The sequence below is a fragment of the Mesorhizobium sp. BR115XR7A genome, assembly GCF_020165315.1.
Taxonomy (GTDB): domain Bacteria; phylum Pseudomonadota; class Alphaproteobacteria; order Rhizobiales; family Rhizobiaceae; genus Mesorhizobium; species Mesorhizobium australicum.
Window position 1 is genome coordinate 276,768 of record NZ_JAIUHW010000009.1, and the last position, 21,993, is coordinate 298,760.

At 64.9% G+C, this 21,993-nt stretch carries 22 protein-coding genes; 2 read left to right on the plus strand and 20 right to left on the minus strand.

The genetic code is table 11. The annotated features are described in order from the left end of the window. Positions 1 to 15: 15 nt before the first annotated feature. The 5 genes from LB557_RS20725 to flhA all read right to left on the minus strand — a co-directional run bounded on the left by LB557_RS20725 (position 16) and on the right by flhA (position 4,339). Complete coding sequence (locus tag LB557_RS20725) at positions 16 to 441, minus strand: hypothetical protein (RefSeq protein WP_015315880.1); 426 nt, start codon at positions 439 to 441, stop codon at positions 16 to 18. A gap of 13 nt (positions 442 to 454) precedes the next feature. Next, positions 455 to 1,027: a rod-binding protein gene (locus LB557_RS20730; RefSeq protein ID WP_224641080.1), complete on the minus strand. Its 573-nt coding sequence runs from the start codon at positions 1,025 to 1,027 to the stop codon at positions 455 to 457. A gap of 81 nt (positions 1,028 to 1,108) precedes the next feature. After that, a complete protein-coding gene (locus LB557_RS20735; protein WP_224641079.1) occupies positions 1,109 to 1,501 on the minus strand; it encodes a hypothetical protein in 393 nt (130 codons plus the stop codon). A 1-nt stretch (position 1,502) separates the two neighbouring features. Further along, positions 1,503 to 2,255, minus strand: coding sequence for a flagellar biosynthetic protein FliR (gene fliR, locus LB557_RS20740; protein ID WP_224641078.1), 753 nt, complete (start codon positions 2,253 to 2,255; stop codon positions 1,503 to 1,505). Beyond that, positions 2,252 to 4,339 carry a flagellar biosynthesis protein FlhA gene (gene flhA, locus LB557_RS20745; protein WP_015315887.1) on the minus strand — a complete coding sequence of 696 codons (2,088 nt, stop codon included), beginning with the start codon at positions 4,337 to 4,339 and terminating at the stop codon, positions 2,252 to 2,254. The genes fliR and flhA overlap by 4 nt, the downstream gene beginning before the upstream one ends. Before the next feature lie 115 nt (positions 4,340 to 4,454). Here flhA and LB557_RS20750 point away from each other — a divergent pair, with 115 nt between their 5' ends. Continuing rightward, the gene (locus tag LB557_RS20750) at positions 4,455 to 4,754 is read left to right on the plus strand and encodes a putative quinol monooxygenase (RefSeq protein WP_224641077.1); all 300 of its coding nucleotides are present in this window, start codon (positions 4,455 to 4,457) and stop codon (positions 4,752 to 4,754) included. A 234-nt stretch (positions 4,755 to 4,988) separates the two neighbouring features. Then, positions 4,989 to 6,770 (plus strand): chloride channel protein, encoded by a 1,782-nt coding sequence (locus LB557_RS20755; RefSeq protein WP_224641076.1) that lies wholly within the window; start codon positions 4,989 to 4,991, stop codon positions 6,768 to 6,770. Between the two features lie 22 nt (positions 6,771 to 6,792). On the opposite strand, the gene LB557_RS20760 is transcribed toward LB557_RS20755, so the two are convergent. The 15 genes from LB557_RS20760 to fliF form a co-directional block, all read right to left on the minus strand. Then, complete coding sequence (locus LB557_RS20760; RefSeq protein WP_224530272.1) at positions 6,793 to 8,436, minus strand: MFS transporter; 1,644 nt, start codon at positions 8,434 to 8,436, stop codon at positions 6,793 to 6,795. A 377-nt stretch (positions 8,437 to 8,813) separates the two neighbouring features. Further along, the gene (gene fliQ, locus LB557_RS20765; protein WP_013893193.1) at positions 8,814 to 9,080 is read right to left on the minus strand and encodes a flagellar biosynthesis protein FliQ; all 267 of its coding nucleotides are present in this window, start codon (positions 9,078 to 9,080) and stop codon (positions 8,814 to 8,816) included. Positions 9,081 to 9,093: 13 nt separating this feature from the next. Next, complete coding sequence (gene flgD, locus LB557_RS20770; RefSeq protein WP_140661809.1) at positions 9,094 to 9,501, minus strand: flagellar hook assembly protein FlgD; 408 nt, start codon at positions 9,499 to 9,501, stop codon at positions 9,094 to 9,096. Further along, entirely contained in the window at positions 9,501 to 9,944 is a 444-nt protein-coding gene (gene flbT / locus LB557_RS20775; protein ID WP_224530271.1) for a flagellar biosynthesis repressor FlbT, read from the minus strand. The genes flgD and flbT overlap by 1 nt, the downstream gene beginning before the upstream one ends. Then, on the minus strand, positions 9,941 to 10,288 hold the full coding sequence (gene flaF / locus LB557_RS20780) for a flagellar biosynthesis regulator FlaF (RefSeq protein ID WP_015315893.1): 348 nt from the start codon (positions 10,286 to 10,288) through the stop codon (positions 9,941 to 9,943). Before flaF ends, flbT begins: the two co-directional genes overlap by 4 nt. Before the next feature lie 28 nt (positions 10,289 to 10,316). Then, positions 10,317 to 11,360: a flagellar hook-associated family protein gene (locus LB557_RS20785; RefSeq protein ID WP_140789078.1), complete on the minus strand. Its 1,044-nt coding sequence runs from the start codon at positions 11,358 to 11,360 to the stop codon at positions 10,317 to 10,319. A gap of 3 nt (positions 11,361 to 11,363) precedes the next feature. Further along, entirely contained in the window at positions 11,364 to 12,818 is a 1,455-nt protein-coding gene (flgK, locus tag LB557_RS20790; protein WP_224641075.1) for a flagellar hook-associated protein FlgK, read from the minus strand. Positions 12,819 to 12,845: 27 nt separating this feature from the next. Beyond that, positions 12,846 to 14,105 carry a flagellar hook protein FlgE gene (locus LB557_RS20795; RefSeq protein WP_224530260.1) on the minus strand — a complete coding sequence of 420 codons (1,260 nt, stop codon included), beginning with the start codon at positions 14,103 to 14,105 and terminating at the stop codon, positions 12,846 to 12,848. A gap of 79 nt (positions 14,106 to 14,184) precedes the next feature. Next, positions 14,185 to 14,853 carry a response regulator transcription factor gene (locus tag LB557_RS20800; protein ID WP_015315897.1) on the minus strand — a complete coding sequence of 223 codons (669 nt, stop codon included), beginning with the start codon at positions 14,851 to 14,853 and terminating at the stop codon, positions 14,185 to 14,187. 221 nt (positions 14,854 to 15,074) lie between these two features. Continuing rightward, entirely contained in the window at positions 15,075 to 15,662 is a 588-nt protein-coding gene (locus LB557_RS20805; RefSeq protein ID WP_181171169.1) for a transglycosylase SLT domain-containing protein, read from the minus strand. Then, positions 15,592 to 16,971 (minus strand): flagellar hook-length control protein FliK, encoded by a 1,380-nt coding sequence (locus tag LB557_RS20810; protein ID WP_140661811.1) that lies wholly within the window; start codon positions 16,969 to 16,971, stop codon positions 15,592 to 15,594. Before LB557_RS20810 ends, LB557_RS20805 begins: the two co-directional genes overlap by 71 nt. Then, the gene (locus LB557_RS20815; protein ID WP_140661812.1) at positions 16,968 to 18,344 is read right to left on the minus strand and encodes a chemotaxis protein MotC; all 1,377 of its coding nucleotides are present in this window, start codon (positions 18,342 to 18,344) and stop codon (positions 16,968 to 16,970) included. The genes LB557_RS20810 and LB557_RS20815 overlap by 4 nt, the downstream gene beginning before the upstream one ends. Further along, the gene (locus tag LB557_RS20820; RefSeq protein WP_140661813.1) at positions 18,341 to 19,708 is read right to left on the minus strand and encodes a MotB family protein; all 1,368 of its coding nucleotides are present in this window, start codon (positions 19,706 to 19,708) and stop codon (positions 18,341 to 18,343) included. Before LB557_RS20820 ends, LB557_RS20815 begins: the two co-directional genes overlap by 4 nt. Next, positions 19,705 to 20,325, minus strand: coding sequence for a hypothetical protein (locus LB557_RS20825; protein WP_140661814.1), 621 nt, complete (start codon positions 20,323 to 20,325; stop codon positions 19,705 to 19,707). Before LB557_RS20825 ends, LB557_RS20820 begins: the two co-directional genes overlap by 4 nt. Positions 20,326 to 20,328: 3 nt before the next feature. Beyond that, entirely contained in the window at positions 20,329 to 21,978 is a 1,650-nt protein-coding gene (fliF, locus tag LB557_RS20830; protein WP_023781317.1) for a flagellar basal-body MS-ring/collar protein FliF, read from the minus strand. Positions 21,979 to 21,993: the final 15 nt, after the last annotated feature.

Genomic DNA, 21,993 nt, shown 5'->3' on the forward strand with positions numbered 1-21,993 from the left:
CGGCATTGCCGCGCTCTAACCTTTCATCCTGCCGAACTCGCCGGCGGAGTAGGTGCCGTCGGTCTCGGCGCGCTGGATGGCACTGCGCAGCAGGCTGGCGACCTCGTTGACGGCGCTCAGATGCGCCAGGATAGCGGCTTCGTTCTTCGCCAGCTTCTGGCGCAGCCGGGTCAGGCCCTCGCGGTGCTGCTCGAGGAATTCGGCTTCGCTGCCGCCCTTCATGGCCCGGGTCAGCTCGTAGAGATAGCGGCTCTTGCGGGCGTTCGACGCCTTGAGGTCATAGCTTGTATCGCTGCGGATGCCGGCGGTCTCTTCCTCGACCACCTCCTCGATGCGGCCGATGATGGCGGCAAGGTTTCCAGGCCGCGCGAAAGGAGTCGGTGCGTCCGACGCGGTGGTGCGCGCGGGCAGCTTGGCGGTGAATTCCGAAGAGTCGGCCATGTGTTTCCCAGTCCTAGATCTTGATGTCTGTTTTTTTGGTTGTCTCGTCGCCGGTCATCGACTTGGCGGCTTTGCGCTGCAGCTCCTGGACGAGCGACGTGGACAGACGGGTCTGCTGATCGATCTCGGTTTTTTCCGGCCCATTCGAGACCGGGCCGATCGGAATCTTGCGCTTGCCGTCCATGTAGTGGTCGGCGAGCAGCGACTTGGCGATGCCGATGCCGCCGCGGTCAGCCATGACGTCGGCGACACGCTCGGCGAGCTGCGATTTCCACATGTCGCCTGCGAGACCCGTGCCATAGACGCCCTCGGTGTCCTTGGGCAGCATGTTCTGGATGAAGGTCTGCAGGACCATCGCCTCGAACTTCTTGAACTTCTTGGCCGGGTCGGCTGTTGCGGCGGCCTTGTCCGCCGTCGCGCGCGACAGGATCGAGCCGGCATCGACCGAAGCCGCGGTGCCGACCGAAAACGTGCCGGCGACGCTGCCAGCGCGCTTGGTCAGCGCGGCGCGGGCAGCCTCGATATCCATCGGATCGGCAGCTCGGGCGACATCCATCACGATGTCGCTGGGTGGAGAAATCGCCAAGAAGGTCCGCCTTTTGCCGGGTTTCCTTAGCCAGGACCATGCCTCAACAAGCTTGTGGCAGGCTTGCGGGGAATGGGAAACCTATTCACCTGCTTTCGGATGCCGCTTCTGCGCGATCAGGTCCAGCCGCTCGCGGTCTGATCTCTCGCGCTCGTCGCGGTTGCGCAGGTCCCTGTAGGCGCGCTCGACCATGTTCGTGCGGGCGGTTGCCGCGGCGATGAGGGCGGCTTCTTGTCTCGCGCCTTCCAGGCTCTCCTCCTGGCGCACGACGGCCTGGGCGATGCGGCGATGATAGAGATCGGGGAACAGGCTAGAGAGGGAATTGTCCTGGTCGAAATGGCCGATCAATTCGCGGGCCTCGGTCTCGGCGGCGCTTGCCGCGGCGACGAAGGTGGCGTGGCGGGTTTCGTGCAGGGCTTTCAGCTGTCCCTGCACCTTGACCAGTTTCCTCAGACGATCCTTGCGCGTGCTCATGTCACCTCGCCAGCGTGAGGTCGACGAAGCCGTCGACGAACAGCGACAGCATGGTGCCGGCGGCGAAATAGAAGATCAGCATGCCGCCGGCCATGACGAAGGGCTGCGAGATGAAATAAATCGGGATCTGCGGCGTCAGCTTGTTGACGAAGCCGATCGTCAGATTGACGAGAATGGCATAGGCGACGAACGGGCTGCCGAGGCGGATGACCAGGAAGAATGTGTCCGACACGGTGTCGGTGATGTCGACCAGCGCCGCCTGCGGGTTGAAGAAGACGTTGACCGGCGCGACCGTGTAGGACGCCACCAGGGCGCGGACGATCTCGTGATCGAAGTCGAAGACGAACAGCATCAGCAGCGCCGAGAACGAAATGATGGCGGCAAGGGCCGCCTGCGGCTCCGGTTCCTCGATCGCCGGCCCGCCGGAACCGCCATAGCCGATCAGCATGGCGATGGCCGAACCCATGAAGCGAAGCGCCTCCATGTAGAGCCTGGTCATGGCGCCGATCAGTCCGCCGACCAGCAACTCCGAGATGATCATCGGCACCAGGATCTGCGGACGCGGATCGACGAAGGGAAAGATCTTGTCCCACAGGAAGGCGAGCAGGCCGCCGGTGGCGGCGACCGCGACGAACAGCCTGACCTGCACCGGGACGCGGGCGCTAGACAGGCCAGGCATCAGCATGAAACAGGCGCCGATGCGGCAGAAGGCGAGGAACGCCGCGATGACGACGGCCTGCGAGAGAACGCTCACGATATGGTCCCGAGCACCCTGATCTCGACGCCTTTGGCGATTTCGACATGGGAGAGCACCGGCAGCGTGGTGAACAGGCGCTCGATGATCATGCGCACATAGGGGCGGGCGTCGGGCGCGGTGACGAGGACAAATCGCTCGCCGGCTTCGAGGTGTTTCTTGATCGCCTTGGTGGCGTCCTGGCCGAATTCCTCCAACTGGCGCGGATCGATGTCGAATTCGCGCACCTCGCCCTTGGCGTCGCGCTTGAGGCTCTGATGGAAGGCAAGGTCCCAGCGGTTGCCGAGGCGCAGCACCTTGAGCACGCCGCCTTCGGACAGGTCGCCGCAGATCTGCTGGGCCATGCGGATGCGCACATGCTCGACGATCTGCTCAGTGCGGCGCACATGCGGCGCGATCTCGGCAATGGCCTCGATGATGAGATGCAGATTGCGGATCGAGACGCGTTCGGCAAGCAGCAGCTTGAGCACCGCCTGCAGGCCGGGATAGGAGATGTGGGTGGTGCAGATCTCGTCGGCGAGCTTGCGGTATTCCTGGTCCTGGCGTTCGAGCAGCGCCTTCATGTCCTTGTAGGAAAGCAACTGCGGCAGGTTGTTGCGGATGACTTCCGAGAGATGGGTGAGCAGCACCGACATGTTGTCGGCGAAGGTGAAGTTCTCGCGCTTCAGATCCTCCGCGAAGGTTTCCATGACGGAGTAGGCGCGCATGCCGAAGGCGGGCTCGCGAATCTCCTCGCCGGGGATTTCGGGTATGTCGCGGTTGCCGAGCAGCACCATGATCTCGCCGACGCGCATCGAATACTCGGCGACCACGGTGCCGTGCACCTTGATCTGATAGCTTTTCGGCGGGATGGCGAAGTCATCGGCGACACGGACTTCCGGCACGACGAAGCCGTATTGCTGGGCGAATTTCTTGCGCATCTTGGACATGCGGAAGACCAGTTCCTGATGCGAGACCAGGAGCCGGGTGGAAAGCTGCTTGCCGATCAGCAATTCGATCTCGGCGGTGGCGAGCGAGGCCTTGACCGAGTTCTTCTCTTCCTCGGCCTTGCTCGCTTTTTCCTGGCTCTTCAGCGCCTCGGCCTCAGCGACTGCCCGGTTGTGGCGCATCGGTATGACGTAGCCGAGGCCGGCCATGCCGGCGGCGAGCGCGAAGAACGGGAACAGTGGCAGGCCGGGCATCAGGCCGAGCAGCACCAGCAGTGCGGCCGCCACGTAGAGCGCGCGCGGATGGGCGCCGAGCTGGCCGAACACGGCCTGGTTGGTCGAGCCACGCGTGCCGCCCTTGGAGACCAGCAGGCCGGCGGCGAGCGAGACGATGAGCGCCGGGATCTGGGTGACGAGACCGTCGCCGACCGACAGCTTGATGAACACGTCGGCGGCCTCGCCCATGCCCATGCCGTGCCTGATGTAGCCGATGGCGATGCCGCCGACGATGTTGATGGCGGTGATGATGAGGCCGGCGATGGCGTCGCCGCGGACGAATTTCGAGGCGCCGTCCATCGAGCCGAAGAAGGAGGATTCCTCTTCCAATTCGCGGCGGCGCAGTTGCGCGGTCTTGTCGTCGATCATGCCGGCGGAGAGGTCGGCGTCGATCGACATCTGCTTGCCGGGGATGGCGTCGAGGGTGAAGCGCGCGCCGACCTCGGCGATACGGGTGGCACCCTTGGTGATGACGATGAAGTTCACCACGATCAGGATCATGAAGACGATCAGGCCGATGACGAAATCGCTGGCCATCACCAGCTTGGAGAAGCCGGCGATGACATAGCCGGCGGCGTGCGTGCCCTCATTGCCATGCGACAGGATCATGCGCGTGGTGGCGATGTTGAGCGACAGGCGCAGCATGGTGGCAATGAGCAGCACGGTCGGGAAGGACGAGAAATCGAGCGGCCGCTGGATCCACAGCGCCACCATCAGGATCAGCACCGAAAGCGCGATCGAGAAGGCAAGCCCGATGTCGATGAGAAAGGCCGGGATCGGCAGGAACAGCACGGCCAGGATGACGACGATGCCGAGCGCGAAGAAGACGTCGCGGCCGTTCTTGGCCACCGCGCCGGGCTGGATGCTTTCGCTGATCGCCATTCTCGTCCTCGAACCCCTGGGCTGCCGAGCATGCGACAGCCCGGCGAGGGTAGCTGGCCAAGCTTGCGCGAGGGTGGGAGAGTGACGGGATCGACTCTCTCGCGAAGGACACTTCATGCTGCTGATCATCGGAACGATCCGCCTGCCGCCCGACAGGCTTGACGAGGCAAGGCCGGTGATGGATCGCATGGTTCGCGCCAGCCGCGCCGAGGACGGCTGCCTTGAATATTCCTATGCGCAGGATGTGCTTGATCCCGGCTTGATCCGGATCACCGAGGTGTGGCGCGCCAGACCGGCACTGGATGCGCATTTCCGCTCGCCGCATCTTGCCGACTGGCGCGCGAGCTGGCCGGGGCTCGGCATCGGCGAGCGCAATCTCGTGCTCTACGAGGCCGGCGAAGCCATGCCGACCTGAGCGGTCCGGCGCCCGGATCCTTGCCGCGCTCCGGCTCGGTGTACGCATTGTGCTGAAAGGGCACGGTTAGTTCGCAACTGGCGGGCGGCCCCGTCGGCCCAAAGCGGGAAAGGCCGGATCGGGCGGTTTCGCGGCCATAATGGCGCCTTTGATGTCGGCATTGTGGTTGTCACGACGTGCCGCCCGGCGTATCAGGCGGGTCTTCCTTTGCCTTGATATCGGCGAGCCGCCCCGGTGCTTTCCAGAAACCAACCCCAAGTCTACGCCCGCCGGCTGCGCGCGGTTCTTTTGAGGTCAGTCCCTCTGCTGGAGGCACGCGGCATCGCCGTGGTCATGCTGGCGGGTGTTGTCGGCGTCATGGCTGGCATACTGGTCACCGCGATGAGCCAGATCGTACAGGACCTGCACGGGCTGCTGTTCGGCGTCCAGCCCGGCGGGCGCCTGTCTGGCATGTTCTCGCTCGCCAATCCGATACAGGCGCTGATCCCGGCGATCGGCGGTATCCTGCTCGGGATATCGGTGGTCTGGCTGAGGCTCCGGAAATTCCGCACGCCGGTCGATCCGATCGAGGCCAACGCGCTCTATGGCGGGCGCATGTCTCTGACCGACACCTTCATCATCGTCGTGCAGACGATGATTTCCAGCGGCTTCGGCGCTTCGGTCGGTCTGGAGGCGGGCTATACACAGGTCGGCTCAGGCGTCGCCTCACGGCTGGCGCGCGCTTTCCGGTTGCGCCGCAATGACGTCCGCATTCTGGTTGGCTGTGGTGCCGCCGGCGCCATATCGGCCGCCTTCGACGCCCCGCTGACGGGCGCCTTCTACGGTTTCGAACTGGTCATCGGCATCTACTCGGTCGCCAATGTCGCCCCTGTCATGACGGCTGCGATCTCGGCGTCGCTGACGGCGGAATTGTTCGGCGGCGTGCCCTTTCCGCTCGAGCTTTCAGGGTTGCCGCAACTCACCGCCAGCCAATATGTGCCTTTCCTGTTGCTCGGCCTGCTTGGCGGTGCTGCCTCGATCGCCATCATGCAACTGGTGACGTTGATCGAGCGCGGGTTCAACAGGCTGTCGGTCGATGCCTCGCTGCGCCCCGTCATCGGTGGTGTGCTGGTCGGCCTCCTCGGCCTGATCACGCCGCAGGTCCTGTCCAGCGGCCACGGCGCGCTGCATCGCGAGTTCGCCATGAATTACGGGCTGGCGGTGGTGGCCAGCGTCTTCGTGCTGAAGCTGGCGGCGTCGGCGATCTCACTGGGTTCGGGCTTTCGCGGCGGATTGTTCTTCGCCTCGCTGTTCCTTGGTGCGCTGCTCGGCAAGTCGTTCGCCGGTGTCATGGCGCTCGTGTCGCCGGCGACCGGGATCGACCCCGCCGTCGCCGCCGTTGTCGGCATGACGTCGCTTGCCGTCGGCGTCGTCGGCGGGCCTCTGACCATGACCTTCCTGGCGCTGGAATCGACCCGCGACCTGACGCTCACCGGCGTGGTGCTGGCCGCCTCGATCATGGCGGCGATCCTGGTGCGCGAGACCTTCGGTTATTCGTTCTCGACCTGGCGCTTCCACCTGCGCGGCGAGACGATCCGCAGCGCCCACGATGTCGGCTGGATGCGCAGCCTGACCGTCGGCTCGATGATGCGCGAGGACATCAAGACCGTCGATGCGTCGACGACGCTGGCCGCCTTCCGCAAGGAATTCCCGCTGGGCTCGGCCCAGCGCGTGATCGCCGTCGACCCGGGGGATGAGTATGTCGGCGTGCTGATCGTGGCCGAACTGCACAGCGATCCCTCCGGGGGCGAGGTGCCGGTGCGCGACCTTGCCCAGTACAAGGATGCTGTCCTGGTGCCCAGCATGAACGTGCAGGCCGCCGCCGAGACCTTCCAGCGCGCCGGCGCCGAGGAACTGGCCGTGGTCGAGGACTTCGCCGACCACATCGTGCTCGGGCTGCTGACCGAGGGCCATTTGATGCGGCGCTATGCCGAGGAACTCGAAAAGGCCCGCCGGGACCTGTCGGGAGAGGGGTAGGCGCCGCGAACCTTTGAATTCGTCAGTGCTCGATCGGCCCCTTGGCCATAACCAACGCGGTGCCGGCGGTCGTCGGACGCTCGATGACGCGGCGCACGCGCGGCGGCTCGTTGCCCGAGTGCAGCGCCCGCAAGCGTTCGCCGACCATGGCGTCGGCTTGGGTGATGCGACCGTTATGCCTGACATATTCGAGCCAGGTCGGCGTGTGGTAGTGCTCGATCCAGATCTCCGGATTTTCGAGATCGCGCGCCAGTGTCCAGTTGCGGGCGCCGTCGCGGCGGCGGATGCGGCCGCGCTCGGCCATGGTGGCGAGGAATTCCGCCTCGTCCTCGTGCCGGATGATGTATTCGATCATAATGGCGATCGGACCGCTGCGCGGCTTCAGGTCGAGTGCCAGGTGGGGCTCCTTGAAGCGGTTGAGCGGGTCGAGGTTGAGCACCTGCTGTTGCGGCAGCGGCAGCACGAGGCCGATGGCGCCGCCGGCCAGCATGGCGATGGCCGCGGCGATCAGCGCCGTCTCGGCGCCATGCGCGTCGGCGACGACACCCCAGATCCAGCTGCCCAGTGCTATGCCGCCGAAGGTTGCGGTCTGGTAGACCGACAGAACCCGGCCGACCACCCAGCGCGGTGTCGCCATCTGCACGGTGACGTTGAAATGCGAGAGCGCGATCACCCAGCAGGCACCGCCGACCAGCAGGCCGAGCGAGGTCTGCCAGGCATGCTGGCTGACGGCGGCGTTGAAGGCGCAGGCCGCAAAGCCGGCGAAGGCACAGCGCACCATCGTCTCGCTGGAGAGCAGCTGCCGCAGCCGCACGCTGATCAGCGCCCCGCCGACGGCGCCGATGCCGAAGGCGCCCAGCATGATGCCGTAGGTCAGCGCACCGCCCTTGACCACATCGCGCGCCACCAGCGGCAGCAGCGCCAGCACCGCGCCGGCGCTGAAGCCAAAGGCGGCGCCCCTGACCAGCACCTTGCCGATATTGGGCGACATGGCGACGTAGCGCAGGCCGGCGCCCATGGCGGCCCCCAATGACTCGCGCGGCAAGGTCGAGGCCGGTAGATCCGGCTTCCAGCGTGCCAGCACGACGATAAGCCCGACATAGCTCACCGCGTTCGCCGCGAAGGCCGCGGCCGCGCCGGCGGCCGCGACGATGATGCCACCGATTGCCGGGCCGACGCTGCGTGTCAGGTTGAAGCCCATGGAATTCAGCGCCACGGCGGCAGGCACCTTGTTGCGAGGAACGATGTCGCCGACGGAGGCCTGCCATGACGGGCTGTTGAGTGCCGTGCCGCTGTCGATCAGGAAGGTAAAGGCCAGCAGCGTCCACGGCGTGATCAGGTCCAAATAGGTGAACGCGGTCAAAAGCACCGAAACGACCAGCATGAAGGTCTGGGCGACCAGCATCACCTTGCGGCGGTCGAAGCTATCGGCGATGGCGCCGGCGACAAGCGCGAACAGCATGATCGGCAAGGTGGTCGAGGCCTGGACCAGGGCGACCTGATAGGGCGAGGTGGCGATGGTGGTCATCATCCAGGCGGCGCCGACGCCCTGGATCAAGCCGCCGAAATTGGAGACGAGGCTCGCGCCCCATACGGCCCGGAAGATGCCATGCCGGAACGGCGCCAGCGCCGAGACGCTTTCGCTATCCGGCTTCTCGTCAATCATGGATGGGTTCCTGCCACGGCGCGCTGATCCTTGCGGGAATCCGTTTCCCCGCATGATTTGCCGAAACTATGGCATCGCGGCGCAAAGGGCGAATGCCTTGCAGGGAAGATCATGGTCCAACAAGGGGATAGCGAAGGGCCACACGCTGGCGCCGCCACCGCAAACCGTCGAGCCCTGAATGGCACTCCACAGCATGTCGCGGCGAACCGGATTCGCCCGACCTTGCTGTAAGCTTCTGATTCTATACAGGTCGTTGTTCCGGAACCGGGAACCACTTCCGGGCGAAATGCACTAGCCGCAACCCGGACGCCTGCTAGCTGCGTTTCATCCCGGCGCAAATCTGGGCGGAAGCGTCGAGCACCCTTGCTGGAAATCGCTCAGAAACCGTTCTGGATGCGCTCGAAGATGACATTGGTGAAGGCCGATATCTGGCCGCCGATGAAGGGACCCGTAAGCGCCACCACCAGCATGATGGCGACGATCTTGGGAACGAAGGTCAAGGTGATTTCCTGGACCTGCGTCAACGCCTGGATCAAGGCAATGCCAATGCCGACCGCCATGGCGACCAGGACCACCGGAGCGGATGCGGTCAGCACCGTCCACACCGCATACTGGACGATGTCGAGTGCGTCGGCCTCATTCATGTCGGCGGTTGGCCTAGCTCGCCGGCTTGATCGACACGCCCGCGCCGACAGGGACCGTGGTGCCATCCTGCAACACCGCGATCAGTCCGTTGCTGCCAAGCGTAACCGACGCCACCGTGCCCGTTGTCTTGCCATCGGCCGAGGTGATGTTGCGGCCTATGAGAGCGTCGGCCTGCGACAGCGCCGAGGACTGCATGATCTGGTCGAGCTTGGTGTTGGTCTGCACCGATTGCTCGACCTGGGAGAAGGTGGCGAGCTGGGCGACATACGCCGTCGAATCCATCGGCTTGGTTGGATCCTGGTTCTTCATCTCCGCGATCAGAAGCTTCAGGAAGGACTGATAGTCGACCGCCGTCTTCGAGGTCGACGTGGTGGTCTGGTTGGCGCCAACCGGCACCGTCGTCGTCATGTCCACGGTCATCAGTATCGTGCTCCCACGGCCAGCGGGCGCGCGGCGCCCGGAACATCGTCATTGCCGCCAAGCGCGCGGCGTTCGAGAGGATAAAGCGAGCGGATCGCCTTCAGGGCCTCGTAGATGTGATCCTCGCCGACCATGCGGTCGACCTGTTTCAGCGCGCTGCCGATCTCGGCATCTTCGAAATTTGCAATGAGCAGTGGCAGCGAGCGACGGAACATCTCGCGCGCTTCGTCGGCGCCAGCGGGGTTTATCAGCATGACCTGCACGATGAAATAGAGCTGCCGCAATGGCGTCGACGCGTCGTCTGCTTGGATCACATGGCTCTCGAGCAGGAACTGCACGTCGTTCATCAGCTCGATGGTGACCTTGCGGTCGACGCGGATGACCGCGCCGTTGATGTAAATCTTCTCATTGGGCTTCAGCGATAACTTCAACGTGTTGGTCATTGAATGCCGTCGCGGATGATCTGGGATACTTCGATCAGCCCCTCGAAATTGTCGGTGCGGCCCTGGCGGATGTCCTCGGCCTCGCGCAGCAGCCACAGGCCGATGGAGATCAGGTTGGCGCGCAACTCCTTGGGGAGTGCATTGTCGCTGGAGCCGAGATCCTCGACGAAGGTGGTCCAGACGCGATTGGTGAAATGCAGCGCCTCGACCGCCTCCATCGAATGCTGGCCTGCCGCGGCGGCGGCCGACAGCATGTCGATCGAGCGGGTCAGGAGGTCCCGCTCGCGGTCCTTGGCGTCCGCGACGGAGGTGCTCTGAACGTCGGCGTAGGAGAATTGGTACATCGGTGGCTCTACCGTTCCGCTGGAGGTGTCAGGTCAGGTAATTCAACAGGCTGAGCTGCTGCAGGCGCGCCGTCAGGGCGAAAGACGTCTCGATATGCTGCGTCAGATTGGCGACGCGGGTCGCCGCTTCCGCCGGATCGACTGCCTCTAGATCCAGAATGTGGCGTTCGAACAGGTCGATCTGCGTCTTCATGCGGTCGCTGGCATCGGAGACGCGCTTCTGCACGATGCCGGTCTGGGATTGGACCTGGGCGATGCCGCTCAGCGCCTCGCCGACCAATTTCTGCGAGTGGTCGATGATGGTGTCCTTCGCCGCCTGGCTGATGTTGGTGGACATCAGGCTGGAGACCAAGGCCGCCGCCATGGCGAGCTTCCTGATGCCGTCGCTGTTGGCCCCGGTCGAGGTCTCGGTGGTTTCGTTGAGCGCGATGCGGCTGACGATCTGCTGGTCGGTCGCATTCGACATGTTGGTCTGCCAGCCCGCGCCGAGGAACTGCGGCGTGACATCGTTGGTGATGAAATCGTCCATCTGGGCCGCGGTGATGTTGGCCGCGGCCGGGTCACTGGGCGGGAAGCCGAACTTGGCGACGAAGGAGGCGTCAAAGGCAGCCTTGGCGGGAGAGCCGGCGGCGGTGAAATCGTTGATCGGCTTGACGTCGGTGTTGGTGCCAGCGAACAGATATTCGCCGTTGACGCTGGTGTTGAGGATCGACGTAAGCTGCTGGATCGTTGTCTGGCCGGTCGATTGGGTCAGGCTGTCGGAGTTGTCGCCCGACGACGCGGTGGTCAGGCTGGACAGGAAAGTCTGCGCGACGTTGGAGAGCTGGCCGAGCGAGGTCTGGGTGGATGAGAGCCGGGCGGCCACCAGTCCGTTGGAATCGACAACGACGTTGAGCCGGTCGAGGTCGCGCGAAAAGGTGACGGACTGGGCGGTACGCCCACCAAGTGCCAGACCGACATCGGCGACCTTGCCGGTCGAGGACTCTTTCGTGGCTTTGACGAGATCGGCCTGCATGCGCATCTGCTGATAGCGCATGGCATTCGTAAGGGCAGCAGAGGAGACAAAGGTCATGGCTTATCCCACCGCGCTCAACAGCGCCGTCATCATGTCGTCGATGGTCTTCATCATCCGGGCGGATGCCTGATAGGTGTGCTCGAGATCGAGCATCAGCGACATTTCCTGATCGACATTGACGCCGGTTGCGTTGGACAAGGCATCGGCACTGCGCTGTGCCAGGGCTTCCTTGGCGTCGGCGGCGGACGAAGCCTGCTGACGAACGCCCTGCAACCAGCCGATCGAATTGGCGGCGTAGTCGGCAACGCTGGAGGTTGCCGAAATCCCGGCCAAGGGATCGAACGTCATCGGCTTGTCGAGCTGGTCGCCATAGGCGACCAGAAGGTTGGAGTATGAAGCCCCGCCAGTGGTGTTGGCGACGTAGGCGACGCCATTGGCCCCCCCATCGCGCAGCAATGTCGGGTTGCCGCCGGTGCTGGGATCCGTCGCGGCATTGATCTTGATCGTTCCAGCAAGGCCGTCGACGAGCGTGCCCGCGGCTGGCACCGCCGGTGCGCCCGACCAGGTGAACAGGCCCGCCGCATTGGGCATCGACGGTGCCGTTTCGGCAAAGGCGGTGATCAGGCCGCGCGCGGTTTCGTCGAGCTGGCTCTGCATGGTCGAGGCGACGCCGTCGCGCAATTGCAGCAGGCCGGCAATGGTGCCGCTGGCGGTGGTGTTGCCGCCGCTGCCCGCCGAGACCGGTACGTTGTCGATATAGACCGTGTTGCCGGCCGCACCCGCGGCGTACCCCGAAGACGGGGCGAAGCTGACGGTGCGTGGGATCGTCTCGAACAATGTCGTGCCGTCACCCGTGGTGATGACCATGTCGTTGTCGCCACGCGTGAAGGTCGACACCGGAATGTAATTGGCGATCTTCTTCAACAATGCGTCGCGTTGGTCGAGCGCATCGGAAACGTCGGTGCCTGAACGGGTTCCGGACATGACCGCGGTGTTGGCATCCTGGAACTGGTTGAGCAGCGAGTTGAGATCCTTGACGGCGGTATCGATCTGGCCGTCGGTTTGGGTACGAAAATCCTGAATGGCCTTGGAGCCTTCATTCAGGGACCGCACGACCTGTTTGGCCGCGTCGATGACGCTCGAGCCAAGATTCTGGTTGGACGGTGAGGTGGCGTACAGCTGCAGCGCCTGCTGCAGATTGCCGATCGCTGTCGAAGGCGAGGAGGCGTTGTCGACGCCATTCACCGAGACGTCGAGCTGATCCATGCCGTTGTAGAGCGCGCTCTGGCCGGCATAGGCGGACAGAGCGCCGAGGTTCTGGCGAAACAGCAGGTCGTTGGCCGCACGCTGGACATCAACCGAACGCGCGCCGGGCGTCGTGCTGGTGACCAGCGCGATGCGGCGCGAATAGTTCGGATTGTCGGCGTCTGCCACGTTGCGCGTGACGACGCTTGTCTGCCGCGAGGTGGCCAGAAGCGCCGATTGGGCGATGCTCAGTGCGGAGGAAAGCGACATGCTGGTCTTTCACGGGCGAAGCCCGGTTTATCTCTTCAGGTTGACAAGGACGTCCATCAGGTCGGAACCGGTCTGGAAGACTTTGGAATTGGCGGTGTAGCTGCGCTGGGCCGCGATCATGTCGGTCAATTCCTCCGCGATATCGACGTTGGAATTTTCGAGCGCGCCCGAGATGATCGAACCGGCCTTGCCTTCGTTGGCAAAGCCGACACGGACCGCACCGGAGTCGGTGCCTTGCGCGTAGACATTGCCAGGCAGCGCCTTGAGCTGGTCGGGGCTCTGCACGTCGGCCAGCGGAATTTTGTAGAGCGGCTTGGAGGTGCCATCCTTGTACTGGGCGTAGATGGTGCCGTCCTTGCTGATCTGCACCTTGTCGATGGTGCTCGGCGCGTTGCCGTTCACCTGGGCGTCGGTGACGGTGAAGCCGGTGCCGAGCTGGGTCAGCGTCGACAGGTCGAGGGCAAGGCTGGCGCCGCCCGGTACGGTGAATGAAATGCCGGTCGGGGTGCCGGTGAGCTTGCCGGTGGTGGTATCGAAGGTCAGGTTGGCCGTGCCCAGGGCGCCGCCGGCAGCGTAGGGGAAGCCAGTTCCGGCTGTCGCCTTCGACTGGTCGAAGACCGCCACCTCCCAGGTGCCTGCGCCGGTGTTGGTGAAATAGACGTCGAGCAACTTCTTGTTGCCGAGATTGTCATAGGCGACCATCGACGACTTCGAAGTATACTGCGCTCCCGCCGAGTTCGTGCTGGGCAGGTTGATGGCAGCGACCGGTGTCGCACCTGCCGGCAGATTGCCGCTGAAATTGCCTTGGGTGCTCGGCGTCGCCGTCAGTCCCTGGTCGGAGATGACAACCGGCTCGAGACCTTCGAAGCCGTTCACCGTGGCCGCCGGCGTGCCATTGGCGTAGCTGTAGGCCATCAGCTGGAAACCGGCGGCATTGACCAGCCGGCCCTGTGCGTCGGGGACGAAGGCGCCGGCGCGGGTCAGGAAAGGCGTGCCGCTTGGATCCTGGACGACGAAGAAACCATCGCCGCTGACGGCAAGGTCGGAGACCGAGGTCGTGTATTGAAGCACGCCCGGATCGCTGACCGCCTGGCGGATCGTGGTGGTGACGCCGCCGGAATTATAGGCGCCACCGGTCGACGGCATGATCAATGTCGAAAATTCGGCCGAGGACCGCTTGTAGCCGGTGGTATCGGAGTTGGCGATGTTGTCGGCTGTCGTCGACAGGCGGTTCGCCTGGGCGTTCATGCCCGAAACGCCGGTCCGCATCATTCCGTAGAGGCTCATCGAGATGTCTCCGCAATATCCATGCCACTGGCTTCGAGGCTACGCGTCCTGTCTTGCGCGAGGCTGGCGCGGTGCCGCATCAGAACACGAGCCGGTAGCCGAGGAAGCGCTTGGAATCGATCGGGTCGGTGCCCAGCTTTTCGCGCAGTTTCTTGCGCAACTTGCTGATGTGGCTTTCAACCACGTTCTCTTCGACCTCTTCGTCGAAGATGCCGTAAATGGCATTGAACACCTGGGTCTTGGTGACGCGGCGGCCACGGTTGCTCGCCAGATATTCCAGGATACGGCGCTCGCGGCGCGGCAAGGGCAGCGGCTGCCCGTCGATCTCGGGATCGCGGCCGTCCATGAAGATGCGCATGGCACCGATCTCGGTATAGGCGACGTCCTCGCTGGCGCGGCGGCGGATGGCGGTGATGCGGGCCAGGATTTCGCGGATGTGCACCGGCTTGCGGATGACGTCATCGACGCCGCTCTCGAACAACCGCAGCGTGTTTTCCAGCGAATGCTGCTCGCTGAGCGCAATGACCGGAGCTCCGGTGCGGTCGCGGATCTGGCGCGGCGAGATCGCGCCGTCGCGACAGTCGCCGATCAGGAAGGCCCGCACCGATCGCAGATCGGTGTCGGCGGCCGAGTTGACCCACTCGCCGAACTCGCCCGGCGCGAAACCGGCGCAGGCGATCCCCTCGCGGTCGAAAAGTGAATTGTAGCCCTCTGTCACGAGCTCTCGCTCGTCAACGATAACGATCATCGGCCCGCCTCCGAATCAGCACATTTGCCCCGTGGGGAAAGGCGTATCCGCTGGGGGGAATCCTGAACAACCGTCATTTCTTGTAACTAGTTTCTTGGGAGTCCGGAATCGTATCGGTTGCATTAGCGTGCAGCCAGATATGCTTGGGGCCCAAGTCTCGGCCAAGTCGAATCGATCGCTTCGCAGCCACGGGACTGATGTATTAGAAGTGGAAAATGCGCTTACGGGTTGCAGAAGGCGCGTGCGTTCGTGGTCCATTTGCCGAAGCCGGTGGCCACCATGTTGGCGATCACCCTGCAGACATAGACCTTCTGCGCCGGGTCGTTGTCGGGTCCGGCATGATAGCGGGCGACGGCCATGGACCAGGTCTCATGGCGGGCATGGAGGCTGGCCAGGAAGCGTGCCGCGTAGTCGACGTTCTGGCGCGGGTCGAGCATGTCCTCGACGCTGCGGAAATGCGAGGCATGGTAGTGATGGTTGATCTGCATGCAGCCGAGATCGATCAGCGTCTTGCCCTCGCGCTGGGCGTTGGCGAAGGCGGCAAGCGCTTCGTCCCGGCTTCTCGGGAAGACTGCTTTTCCCTCTATATTCAAGGCATTGGGTTGAAGGCTGCCCTTGTTTCCGGTTTCCGTCAACCCGACGGCATAGAGGATGCCGGCAGGCACGCCATAGCGGTCGGCGGCACGCAGGATCTCGGGTTCGCAAGGATTGGTGGCGGCGCCTGCGCTGCTCGCGAGGCTAGATAAAAACACCGCCGCCAGCGCGCTCGCGAGAAGGCGAAGCGGCGCGGCCATGTGCTTGCGCTTCATCATGATTACCCCTTGCGGATTGCTGACCTGACTGCTGGCCGCCGGTTCCACTGTTGCCGCCGCCGGAATTTCCGGGCTGGAAGGATGACGGATCGCGGCCGGGTGCAGCGCTCATCGAGGCGGTTGCATCCGCGCGGGTTGTAGAGGGAATTGCTACCGAAGGTTGCAGAATGGTGACCTTGTCAACCTCGAAGCCCAGCCCGCGCAGCGACTTGACGATCGCCTCGCTGTCACTGGAAAGCTGGCGATAGGCATCGTGTGTTTCGGGCTTCAATTCAATCGACAGTTGTTCTCCGGAGAGCCGAAGATGGGCCGTCACCATGCCCAGTTCGGCCGGGTGAAGTTCGATCTTCAACACATGTGTCGGAACGGCAACAGAGCCTGTCAGCTGAGCGGTCGCGGAGGCCGTGGAAAGCGCCTGGTTCGGACCGCCATCGGCTGAAATGGCGCCGATCACGTTGAGGGCTGCCTGGCTTATCGGTGCCTGCGGCGGGGCGGGGAAGCTGCGCTCGGAAACGACGTCGATGCGTGCCGCCGCCGACTGCTGTTTTCCCGGCTCGGACCGCAACGCGGACTGGAGATCGGCGATCGATTTCAACTGCGGCGCCGCCTGCTTCGTCTCCACGCCCGGCACCTCCGCAGGCGCCTCGGGCAAGGGGCCGGCCGCGATCGTACTGTCATGTTTCGGCGTGCCGGCGGTATCACGAATGAGCCGGCCGTCGAGTTTCGTCAACGGTCCGTCGACCAGCGATACCCGCTCGGGCTTGGCCATGGGTTCGAGACCGTCACGCCCGGCGGCGGATTTCTGCCGGTGGGCCTTCGGCGGAAGCTGTCCAACGACCGCGGCGTCCTGTCCCGTTCCGGCCGCGCTCTGGTCGGCCGTTTTGGTCGATGTCGAGAAATGGCGCAGGTCATGAAACGCCATCAGCAGCGCTAGATGCTCGTCGAGTGGCGTCGCGCCCGATTCGGCGGCCGGCGCGTCGGCATCGGCATCCTTGTCCGTCCCGGCGTCCTTGCCGTCCTTCATGGATTTCGCGGCAGACGATCCGCTCGGCGTGGTCCTTGCCTTGCCGGCGGGCCTAGGCTCGTCCTCGCCTGCCTTTGCCGCGAGCTCCGCGGCAAGCTTGCTCCACCGCGGATCGCGGGAGCCTGGCTCGGCCGGTGGCTGCTTCTCCGAATGGGCAGGGCTTGCGCCGCCGTGCACCATCCCTCCGAACCCGGTGTCGTCCTTCTTTCCGGACGCGGCCGGCTGCTCGGCCGTGCGCGCGGCGGTAAATCCGGGCAGGGCCGGGCCGAGGCTGGGGGTCATTTCGGGGCGGCTCCAAGCATCTGGTCGATCAGGTCTAGCTGTCGACGGGTTTTCGTCATGGCGGCGTCGGTCGGGTCTGTCGTGTCGGCGCTGGCCGCGACCGCCGGGGCCGATGCCGGCAGGACGGTTGCCGCGTCGGTTGCCGGCGCGGATGTGTTCGGCGCAGCGGGCGCAGCGGGCGCAGCGGCCAGGGGCGCCAAGGCCGGCTTCTCGGACACGGCACCCTCGACGGGTGGCAATCCGGCGGCATCCGTGGTCGATGCGGCCGCAATTTCGGGTTCGGGCGATGGTACGACCGGCGCGGGCGCCGGATTTGCGACCGGAAGGGAAGCAGGCGGCGCCACCACTTCGCCGGCGATGGCCTGGGCCGCGTCGAGCAAGGCCCGGTCGCCGTCCGATAATTTGCTGCGGTCGATCTTGCCAAGTTTGGTGCGCACGTCCTCGATGGTATCGGAGGTCACCGTGGACAGGCTGGAATAGAGCAGGGCGCGCGGATCGCCCTGATTGGTGTTGCCGTCGCGACCCTGTTCGGCCCGCGCCGAGGCGAAGGCCGACAAGTCACTCATGCCGTCAATCGCGGCGCGGCGCGCGATACGCAGATAGATCACCTTCTCGCGCTCGGGGTCCATCATCGAGGTGATGTCGGCCAGCTTGTCCTGGCTGATCGACATATGCAGTGCAATGACGCCGGAGACGAAGGAGTCGGCGAACTGGCTGGCGTAAGGCGAATAGAGGTAGCGCTCGACATATTGGGTGGAGGCAAGCGCGAACCGCGCCGCGTCGCCCTGCGTCACGGCAATGCCGACCGAGCGCCGCAAGGCCGCTTCCTCGACCAGAGTGCCGGGGCTGAGCAGCTTGGCTTCATCGAGCAGCGTGAGTGCGGCCGCCGGCTGATCCGTGGCAAGCAATGAGCCTTTGACCAAAGCGAGGAACGCGCCGAGGTCGCCTGGCAGGGTCATCGGGTCGATCGGCCTCAGGGCTTCGATCGCCTCGCCTGGCCGGCCGTTCAGATAGTCGATCACCCCTTTGGCCATGGCAAGGTTCCGCGGATCGGAGGCGGCGCGCGACACGGCCGCCTCGACGGTCACCGGATTGCCGCCGCTCATGCCGTAGACCAGCAACGCCCGAAAATTCTTGGGATCCTTGAAATCCTCGGCGTCCGCCGCGCGCAAACGCGCATCGGTCATCTCGAGCAGCTTGGCCTGCATCGGCATCGCGGCATGATCGCCGGCCGCGATGCGGTCCTGAACGAGCTGCAGCGAGCGGACCAGCTGATAAGGCTGCAGCGTGTCCTGGGCGAGGCCCGCAGACGGACAAGCCGTGGCCAGCAGCAACAGGCCTATCATGCGGCTGGTGAGCGCCGCCCGTTTCATCCGCCGGTTGCCATCAGGATCTCGATGCGGCGGTTGGCCGCCGACAGCGGATCAGCCGCATCCTTGGGCTGGCGATCGGCGAAGCCGGCAACCTCGGTGATGCGGCGTTCATCGACGCCGCCACGCACGAGCATGTAATAGGCCGAGTGCGCGCGCGCCGTCGACAGCCGCCAATTGTCGTAGCTGGCACCGCGGAAGGGACGCGCATCGGTGTGACCGTTGATGCTGATGGTGCCTTTCTGGCCGTTGACGATGCGGCCGATCTTTTCCATCGCCAGTACCAGTTCGCGGCTCGGCACCGCCGAGCCGACCTCGAACATGCCGAAGTCGAGCTGATCGGTGATGGAGATGACGACACCCTTGTCGGTGGCTTCCACCGAGACGCCGTCATGCAGCTTATCGCCGGGCTTGAAGGCATCGGCTAGCTGCTGCTTGACGTCGGCGGCGGCCTTCAGCGCGGCGGCGGTCGGAGCCTTGTCCGTCTCGGATTTTGCGGCCTCCTGCTTCGCTGCGGCCGTGTCCGCCTTGGCCATGTCCGCGGCCTTCCTGTCTCCAGCCTCGGCCTTGGTACCGCCGGCCTTGGCATCAGCAGTCTTGACCATTGTCGCCGCGGCGTCCTTGCCATCCCCGGCCAGGGGCTCCAGTGGTGCATCCTTGATCGGCGGCGCCGGCGGCACGGCCTTGACCTTGGCGATCTGTGTCTCGGCAGCCTTGTCGCCGGGCTTGAGCGGATCGCCCTCGACCCTGGGGCGCTGGGCGCTCGCCTCGGCGCCGGGCGCGGCGACCTGCTGCGACCAGAAGTCCGGTTCGAAAGGATCGCGGTAGGACGCGCCGCCCGAGGCGCCCGTCGCCGGGCCGGAATTCTGCGCGCCGCCATCGCCCTTCTGGCTGACATTCTGCATGACGCCGGTATCCGTGGCGATCTCCGAAAGCACCGCATAGGGGTCGGCGAAAAGATGCTCGTCGGACTGTTGCGACTGCTGCGGCTCCTGCTTGTCCTGTTTGCGATTGGACGAGCCCGCGGCGCCGGTGCCGTCCTGTCCAGCCTTGGTGGTCGCTTCCTGCGGGTCTTCGGCCGTCGGCCCGGCCGTGCGCGGTCCATTGCCGAGATCCTTAAGGCCCTTGCGGCTCGATTCGCGGTCGACCAGCTTGACGGGGTTGAAATAGCTGGCGACGGCCGTCTTGGTCTGTTCGTTGGCGGCATTGATCAGCCACATGACCAGGAAGAAGCACATCATGGCGGTCATGAAGTCGGCGAAGGCGATCTTCCAGACGCCGCCATGATGACCTTCGTCGTGGTCGTCATGGCCGCGCCGCACGATTATGATCTCGTGCCTGCCATGATCGGCTTCGGCGACGCTCATGACAGGACCTCGGACAGGGTTACCGACCATTCGGCCATGCGCGTCTCGAACACGGCCTCTTCGATGGTGACCATCAGGTCGAAGCCGGGCGCCTCGATGAAGTCGAGGTTTGCGGCGCGTGACCCAAGCGACGCCTTCAGCGTTTCGAACAGCGAGAGCGGCCCGCGAACGGCGATGCGCACCGCTTCGCCATCGCCAACGGCTTCGCGGATCGCGCCGGCGAGCGCTTCGAGCGAGCGCTTCCGCAGATCGTCGCTGACAACGCCGCCGATGATGCGGGCGACCGTGGCGGCGACAAGATCCGTCACGCGCGCCTCCATGGCGTCGATGCGCGACGAGACCGCCTTGCCGACATCGCCGCCGAAACTGTCGAGAAAGGCCTTTGCTTCCTCGGCATTTGCCTGGCGTTCCGCTTGCAGCGCTGCTTCATGGGCCGCGGCAAGCCGTTCGCCGAGCGCCGCCTCCGCCTGGGCAACGGCTTCGGCGATCAGCGTGCCGATATCGGCCGTCGGTGCTGCCGCCTCGGGCTTGTGCTCGGCGGTGGCCTGCGGCTGGCTGGCGCGTTGCGCGCGCGTGCCGAAATCCGGGAGAAGATCAAAGAGGGCTGCGGAGGGCATGGTCTACGCCGCGACTTCCTGGGCCGCCCATTTGCGCAGGATCTGCGCGGTGCGTTCCTCGTTGATGTCGACCATGCGGGCAAGCCGCTCCTGCGGAGCCGGCCTGATCTTCTGGCGCAGATCGTCGAGCGGGGTGGCGCCGGCACGCGTGCCGGGCAGAGCGCCAATGGCGGCACCCGCATCGGCGGAAGCGGCTGCCTCTGGGGTGGGCAGGGAGCGCTGGACCTCATCGAAATTGGGGCCTGCTATAGCGGGCGTCGCCTTTGCCGTCAGCGCGGCCGCCATCGGCCGCAGGCCGAAGAAGGCGACCAGGAACACCACCACGATGAAGGCGCCGGCATTGATCAGCGTGCCGGCATGCTGGCCGATGGAATCGAGCATTCCCGCCTGTGGCACCGCCTCGCCGTCCAGCCCGTCGATGAACTCGACGGCCGAGACGTCGATGACGTCGCCGCGCTTGTCGTCGAAGCCGGTGGCGGAGCTTACCATCTTCTGGATTTCGGCGACGCGCTTGGCGATCTGGTCCGGTGTCGCGTCCTTGCCCAGGATCGTCTTCAGCCGGTCCTGGTTGACGACGACGGCGATCGACATCTTGGTGACGCTGTAGCCATTGGAGACGGTGGCGATCTTCTTGGAGTTGATCTCGTAGTTGGTGATCTCCTCCTTGCGGTCGTTGGCCGAGGAGGTCTGCGGACCTTCGGTGCTGGTCGCCTGGGTCTCCGGCAGGTTCTGCTCGACGCTGGCCGGGGTCGAGGCCTGTTTCTGGTTGCTGTTCTCGTTGGCGCGCACCGATTGCACCGAGCGCTCGACACGGGACTCCGGATCGAAGATCGTCTCTTCGGTCTGGCGGGTGTCGGTGTTGACATCAGCTTTTACGCTGGCGCGGAAATTGTCGGGCCCGAGATAGGGCGTGAGCGCGCGGCGAATGTTGTCGCCGATCTGCGCCTCCACGGTCTGCTCGACGCCGAGCGTGCGAGCGGCACTGGTGTTGGATGGATCATCGCCCGCGGCCAGCAGATTGCCGTTGGAATCGAGCACCGTCACCTTGTCGGCCGACAGGCCAGGGACTGCGGCGGCGACGAGATGGCGGATCGACATGGCGCTCTTCTCCGCGTCGATGCCGGCGTAGCGGATGACGACCGACGCGGAGGGCTGCTGTTCGTCGCGACGAAAATTGGCGCGCTCGGACATGACGATGTGGACGCGCGCCGCCTTGATGCCCGATATCGACTGGATGGTGCGGGCGATCTCGCCTTCGAGCGCGCGCACCCGGGTGATCTGCTGCATGAAGGAGGTGAGGCCCATCGCGCCGACATTGTCGAACAATTCGTAGCCGGCATTGGCGCTGGTCGGCAGACCCTTTTCGGCAAGCAGCATGCGCGCCTGCGCCGTGGTGCCGGCCGGAACCAGCACGGAGGTTCCGTCGGCGCCGACGTCGAAGCCGATGCCGGCCTCGCCCAGCACCAGGCCGATCTGGTTCACATCGGAGCGATCGAGCCCGACATAGAGCGTGTCGTAGGCCGGGCGGTTGAGGTAAACCGAGGCAATGCCGATGACGCCCATCACCAGGACGGCGATGCCCGCCAGCATGGCCAGGCGCCTGACGCCAAAGCCGCGGAGATTCGAGATGATGCTCTGGATCTGTTCCGGCACGATTGAGCGACTCCC

Excerpts from the sequence above, each read along its gene's own strand:
- LB557_RS20725 (WP_015315880.1), bottom strand. The coding sequence starts at position 441 with ATGGCCGACTCTTCGGAATTCACCGCCAAGCTGCCCGCGCGCACCACC.
- LB557_RS20735 (WP_224641079.1), bottom strand. The coding sequence starts at position 1,501 with ATGAGCACGCGCAAGGATCGTCTGAGGAAACTGGTCAAGGTGCAGGGA.
- flhA (WP_015315887.1), bottom strand. The coding sequence starts at position 4,339 with ATGGCGATCAGCGAAAGCATCCAGCCCGGCGCGGTGGCCAAGAACGGC.
- LB557_RS20750 (WP_224641077.1), top strand. The coding sequence starts at position 4,455 with ATGCTGCTGATCATCGGAACGATCCGCCTGCCGCCCGACAGGCTTGAC.
- LB557_RS20760 (WP_224530272.1), bottom strand. The coding sequence starts at position 8,436 with ATGATTGACGAGAAGCCGGATAGCGAAAGCGTCTCGGCGCTGGCGCCG.
- fliQ (WP_013893193.1), bottom strand. The coding sequence starts at position 9,080 with ATGAATGAGGCCGACGCACTCGACATCGTCCAGTATGCGGTGTGGACG.
- flgD (WP_140661809.1), bottom strand. The coding sequence starts at position 9,501 with ATGACCGTGGACATGACGACGACGGTGCCGGTTGGCGCCAACCAGACC.
- flbT (WP_224530271.1), bottom strand. The coding sequence starts at position 9,944 with ATGACCAACACGTTGAAGTTATCGCTGAAGCCCAATGAGAAGATTTAC.
- flaF (WP_015315893.1), bottom strand. The coding sequence starts at position 10,288 with ATGTACCAATTCTCCTACGCCGACGTTCAGAGCACCTCCGTCGCGGAC.
- LB557_RS20785 (WP_140789078.1), bottom strand. The coding sequence starts at position 11,360 with ATGACCTTTGTCTCCTCTGCTGCCCTTACGAATGCCATGCGCTATCAG.
- flgK (WP_224641075.1), bottom strand. The coding sequence starts at position 12,818 with ATGTCGCTTTCCTCCGCACTGAGCATCGCCCAATCGGCGCTTCTGGCC.
- LB557_RS20795 (WP_224530260.1), bottom strand. The coding sequence starts at position 14,105 with ATGAGCCTCTACGGAATGATGCGGACCGGCGTTTCGGGCATGAACGCC.
- LB557_RS20800 (WP_015315897.1), bottom strand. The coding sequence starts at position 14,853 with ATGATCGTTATCGTTGACGAGCGAGAGCTCGTGACAGAGGGCTACAAT.
- LB557_RS20805 (WP_181171169.1), bottom strand. The coding sequence starts at position 15,662 with ATGAAGCGCAAGCACATGGCCGCGCCGCTTCGCCTTCTCGCGAGCGCG.
- LB557_RS20810 (WP_140661811.1), bottom strand. The coding sequence starts at position 16,971 with ATGACCCCCAGCCTCGGCCCGGCCCTGCCCGGATTTACCGCCGCGCGC.
- LB557_RS20815 (WP_140661812.1), bottom strand. The coding sequence starts at position 18,344 with ATGAAACGGGCGGCGCTCACCAGCCGCATGATAGGCCTGTTGCTGCTG.
- LB557_RS20820 (WP_140661813.1), bottom strand. The coding sequence starts at position 19,708 with ATGAGCGTCGCCGAAGCCGATCATGGCAGGCACGAGATCATAATCGTG.
- LB557_RS20825 (WP_140661814.1), bottom strand. The coding sequence starts at position 20,325 with ATGCCCTCCGCAGCCCTCTTTGATCTTCTCCCGGATTTCGGCACGCGC.